Source organism: Paraburkholderia sp. (genome assembly GCF_035656215.1).
Taxonomy (GTDB): Bacteria; Pseudomonadota; Gammaproteobacteria; order Burkholderiales; family Burkholderiaceae; genus Paraburkholderia.
Map to the genome: position 1 here is coordinate 1 of NZ_DASRSY010000128.1, position 4,746 is coordinate 4,746.

Consider the following 4,746-nt stretch of genomic DNA (forward strand, 5'->3'; position numbering starts at 1 on the left):
TATTTCGGGGGTGCGGGCGTCGGCGTACATTGCGGTCCTGAAGGACGTGCTGATGGTCGCGGCGATTGTGATCACAGGGCTCGCGGTCTCATGGGAATCCGGCGTCACGGAAGTGTTTCACGCCGCGAGCCTGCACGTCAGCAACAGCATGAACGCCAGTCAACTGACGTTTTCGATGAGCACCATGCTGTTCCAGTCGTTAGGGTTCTACGTGATGCCGTTCGCGGTGCAGGTTTTCTTCACGGCCGCAAGTCCGAACACGATCCGGCGCACCCAGGTTGCGATGCCGCTGTACATGCTGATGTATCCGTTTCTGGTCATCGCTTCGTACTATGCGATCAGTCAGAACCTGCACCTCGCGTCGCCGAATGAAGCGTTCTTTGCGGCGGCGATCCGGCTGCTGCCGGGCTGGTTGCTGGGTCTGGTCGCGGCCGGCGCCGCGCTATCCGGTCTGTTGGTGCTGACGGGCATCTGCCTCGCCATCGGCCCGCTCGTGACGCGCAATCTGTTGCCGAAGATGCCCGAGAGCAAGCAGAAGGCCACCGCGAAAACGGTGATCGTCGTCTACCTGCTGGCCTCGATCGTGATGACCCTGCTGACGCCGAATCTGATGCTCACATTGATCAATACCGCGTACTACGGCGTGACCCAGTTTTTCCCGGGCGTGATGATCATTCTGTTTTCGCTTCGCGTCAAACCGGCTGCTGTTGCAACGGGTATTCTGACCGGCCAGATACTCGCGATCATCCTATACATGCTTCATGCCGATCTCGGTGGATTCAACCTGGGCCTGCTGTGTCTCGTGATCAATATCGCGGTGACCGCCATACTGAACTATGGTTGGAAGCGTAAGCCAGTGCATGCGTTGTCCTGACCGTCCGGTCTGCGTCCTACATCAAAGAACTCCTATTTATGAATTCGATTGAACGAGGTCCCATCACAGTCTTCGTCGCCAGAAAGATTCTGACGATGAATCCGGCCCAGCCGCACGCCACGCATGTTGCCGTGCGAGACGGCAAAATCCTCTCGGTCGGAAATCTGGAGGAGGTCAGCCAGTGGGGCGAGGCTGAGATCGTCGACACGTTCCGGGACAAGGTGTTGATGCCGGGGCTCGTCGAAGGCCATTGCCACCTGATGGAAGGCGCCATGTGGGACGCCGTGTATCTCGGCTATTACGACCGGCGCGGCCCCGACGGCAAGTTGTGGCGAGGCTTGAAAACGCTGGACGAAGTGATCGAGCGGCTCGGTGAAGCGCAATGCACGATGACTGACGCGGCGACGCCGCTACTCGCGTGGGGCTTCGATCCGATTTTTTTCGGCGCGAGCCGTCTGTCGGTCAGAGAACTCGATACCGTTTCGACGAGCCGGCCCATTGTCGTGCTGCACGCGAGTGTGCATCTGATGAACGTCAACAGCGCGATGCTGGCGCTCGCCGGTATCGACGGCGACACGGATATCGACGGTATCGATAAAGATCAGGACGGCCAGCCGACCGGCGAACTGCAGGAATTCGCGGCGATGTTCCCGGTGTATCAGGTGATCGGCAGCCAACTTTCCATCGCGGCGAGTGAAAAGAAAGAGGCCATCTGGAATTTCGGCAAGGTCGCCCAACTCGCCGGCGTGACCACCGCGACGGATCTGGTCAACGATCTGTCGGCGCTGGGCAATCGCAACCTGCGTGAAGTCACCGCCGACCCGCAATATCCGGTGAGGATCGTGCCCGCGTTTGCTCCCCAGCGAAGCCCGGACAATGGCGTTGAAAAAGTACTATCGGCCATTCGCGACAGCACGGAGAAATTGACGTTCGGCCCGGTCAAATTCATCGTCGATGGGTCGATTCAGGGCTTCACGGCGCGGCTGAAGTGGCCGGGTTATGTCGGTGGGCAGCCGAACGGATTGTGGCTGATTCCGCCCAGCCAGTTGGAAGAAGTGTTCACGCCGTTTCACCGCGCCGGGCTGCAACTCCATATTCATACCAATGGAGATGAAGCCACCGAGGTCGTGTTGAACGCGCTCGAAAAGATGCTCGATGCCTGTCCGCGCAGCGATCACCGTCACACGCTTCAGCACTGCCAGATGGCCGACGCGAGCCAGTTGGCCCGCGCTGCGAAACTCGGCATGTGCATCAACTTTTTCTCCAACCATATCTACTACTGGGGCGACGCCCACTACACGCAGACCATGGGCCCTGACCGGGCGAACCGCATGAACGCGGCGGGAACGGCGCGGCGTCTGGGCATTCCCTTTGCTTTTCATTCGGATGCGCCGATCACGCAATTGAGCCCGCTATTTACTGCCTGGTGCGCGGTGCAGCGCAAGACCGCTTCCGGTCGTGTGCTGGGCGCGAGCGAGTGCATCCCGGTGGCCGACGCGTTGCGCGCGATTACGCTGGGTGCGGCTTACACGCTCAGGATGGACCATCTGATCGGCAGTATCGAAGTGGGTAAATTCGCGGACTTCGCCGTGCTGGCGGACGACCCGAGCGAGGTCGCCGCTGAAAAGTTGAAAGACGTCGAAGTGTGGGGCACGGTGCTGGGCGGCCGCGTTTTCAAGTCGCCGGCAAAAAATGACTGACGCTGCGGCCGCGAGCGTGCGGCCACCCATTCCGCTGGTCGTGCTCGGCGGCTATCTGGGTGCCGGCAAGACCACCTTGCTTAACCACGTGCTTTCGAATGCGGGGCAGCGCCGGGTGGCTGTGCTGGTCAACGATTTCGGCGATATCAATATCGATGCCGCGCTGATCCGCGAACGCACGGACGACGTCATCAATCTGGAGAACGGCTGCGTTTGCTGCTCGATCGGTGGGCGCCTTGTCGATGCGCTCGTGAAAATCAGCGAGCGTCCCGAGCGTCCCGAGTTGTTGATCATTGAAGCCAGCGGTGTTTCCGATCCGGTGAAGATCGCGCAGATCGGCATGCTCGACCGGGCATTCAGGTTGGTCGGGATTATCGTTGCCGTGGACGCCGAGCGGATCGGCGCAACCTTGCTCGACCCGTACGTCGGCGATATTGTGCGTCGGCAGATCGCGGGCGCGACGGCCCTTGTGCTCACCAAGACCGATCTCGTGACGGAGCAGGAAAAAGCGCCGGCGAAGGAGGCGGTGTTGTCGCTCGCGACTACTTCCATTCTGCTCGAATCGACAAACGGATCTGTCCCGTTGGAGCTGATCTTCGACGCGAGTGTCGTGCCTCGCCATCGCACCGGTGGGCTCGCTCTCGCTGTGAGCGAGCGCCCCAACAGCCATCAGGACATCTGCAGCTTTTCCTTTCGCTCGGACTTTCGCCTCGACAGGAAGAAACTCAGGGACGTGTTTCGCAGCCTGACTGTTCCGCTATTGAGGGCGAAGGGCATCGTCTGGCTGGACCAGGATGCGTCTCCGCAGGAACTGCATGTGGTTGGCGGTCGCATTCTGATCACGCCTTTTGCGGGTCATGCAGCGGATGAATCGACGATTGTTCTGATCGGCCGTTTTACCGACGAGGATGAGCGTACCGTGAGACGTTGCCTTGAAAGTGCGCAGATGTTGAACTAGCGCCGACGTGCCGCGCTCAACGCGCAAATGGCACGCAGGCACGCAGGCACGCAGGCACGCAGGCACGCAGGCGCGCAGGCACGCAGGCGCGCAGGCACGTAAGCACGCCAAGCACCAATCGCATCAAGCGCCCTGATCGCGCTGAGCGTCCCAGTCGCCCCCATCCCACCAACGGCCCGAACCCAAATCCCCGGGTTCCAGGCCAGTCAACCCACGTCTTTCCCACACACGCTGCACCAGGCGAAACCAGCGCACTGGCCCTACCGTCGAGCGGACACGAAACTTACACTTTTCCATAAGAGATCGCCGCTTAGGCAAGCTCATAAGTCTCACCCAATTAACCAAGCAGGAGACATGCATGGCCACAACAGAAACGTCCGCATCCAGGGTCACCGCGGATACGCTCGCCGCATTTTCCGCCGCGTTCAATCGTCACGATGCGAATGCGCTGATGGGCTTCATGACCGAAGACTGTGTATTCGACGCCGCAGGCGGAAGCGAAGTCTACGGTGCGCGCTTCGTCGGTCGCGACGCAGTGCGAGCAGCATTCGAAGCGGTCTTCAAGACCTTCCCGGATGCGCATTGGGGCAAGGGCCGTCACTACGTCATCGGCGAGCGCGGCGTGTCCGAATGGGTGTTCACGGGGACGCATGCGGAAGGCTGGCGCATCGAAGCGGAAGGATGCGATCTCTTCGAGTTCCGCGATGGTCTGATCGCAGTCAAGCGTGCGTTCCGCAAGGAACGTCCGAAGCAGAACGTTTGACGCCGACGAGGAGCTTCACATGGAGCAAAGTGTCATCACACGGGTCGGCGAAGGTCTGTCTGCAGGGCGGGACAGCGCGACTCAATATGACCCGAGATACGACCCGCTGGTCTCGCCGGGACCCGGGCACGGCAAGCAATACGCACCCACCTACTGGGCCGCGACCGCCGGCACGCCGCCGCCTGACGATGGTCCGATCACGAAAGACATCGACGTGGACGTGGCGATCATCGGCGGAGGGTATACGGGGCTCGCGACGGCGCTTTGTCTGGCGCGCGAACATGGCATCAAGGCCGTGGTGCTCGAGGCCAACAAAACCAGCTGGGGTTGCAGCAGCCGCAATGGCGGACAAGGGCAGAATGCGTCGGGACGTCTGTCGCGCTCCCAATGGATCGAGCGCTGGGGTAAAGACGTCGCGTTAAAAATGCACGACGAGATCCAGGAAGGGTTC

4 protein-coding genes and 1 pseudogene are annotated in these 4,746 nt (G+C 60.7%); all 5 read left to right on the forward strand.

Annotated features, from left to right (window positions below):
* Positions 1-874 (forward strand): annotated as a pseudogene (locus VFE81_RS07400) (sodium:solute symporter family protein); the annotation flags it as partial.
* 38 nt (positions 875-912) lie between these two features.
* Positions 913-2,574 carry an amidohydrolase gene (locus VFE81_RS07405; RefSeq protein WP_325043972.1) on the forward strand — a complete coding sequence of 554 codons (1,662 nt, stop codon included), beginning with the start codon at positions 913-915 and terminating at the stop codon, positions 2,572-2,574.
* A complete protein-coding gene (locus tag VFE81_RS07410; RefSeq protein ID WP_325043973.1) occupies positions 2,567-3,532 on the forward strand; it encodes a CobW family GTP-binding protein in 966 nt (321 codons plus the stop codon). The genes VFE81_RS07405 and VFE81_RS07410 overlap by 8 nt, the downstream gene beginning before the upstream one ends.
* Positions 3,533-3,890: 358 nt before the next feature.
* A complete protein-coding gene (locus VFE81_RS07415; RefSeq protein WP_325043974.1) occupies positions 3,891-4,295 on the forward strand; it encodes a nuclear transport factor 2 family protein in 405 nt (134 codons plus the stop codon).
* 19 nt (positions 4,296-4,314) lie between these two features.
* Positions 4,315-4,746: FAD-dependent oxidoreductase (locus VFE81_RS07420; RefSeq protein ID WP_325043975.1), on the forward strand; the 432-nt coding region annotated here is incomplete at its 3' end.

Bases quoted from the DNA above. Each gene is read 5' to 3' on its own strand.
- VFE81_RS07405 (WP_325043972.1), top strand. From the start codon at position 913: ATGAATTCGATTGAACGAGGTCCCATCACAGTCTTCGTCGCCAGAAAG.
- VFE81_RS07410 (WP_325043973.1), top strand. From the start codon at position 2,567: ATGACTGACGCTGCGGCCGCGAGCGTGCGGCCACCCATTCCGCTGGTC.
- VFE81_RS07415 (WP_325043974.1), top strand. From the start codon at position 3,891: ATGGCCACAACAGAAACGTCCGCATCCAGGGTCACCGCGGATACGCTC.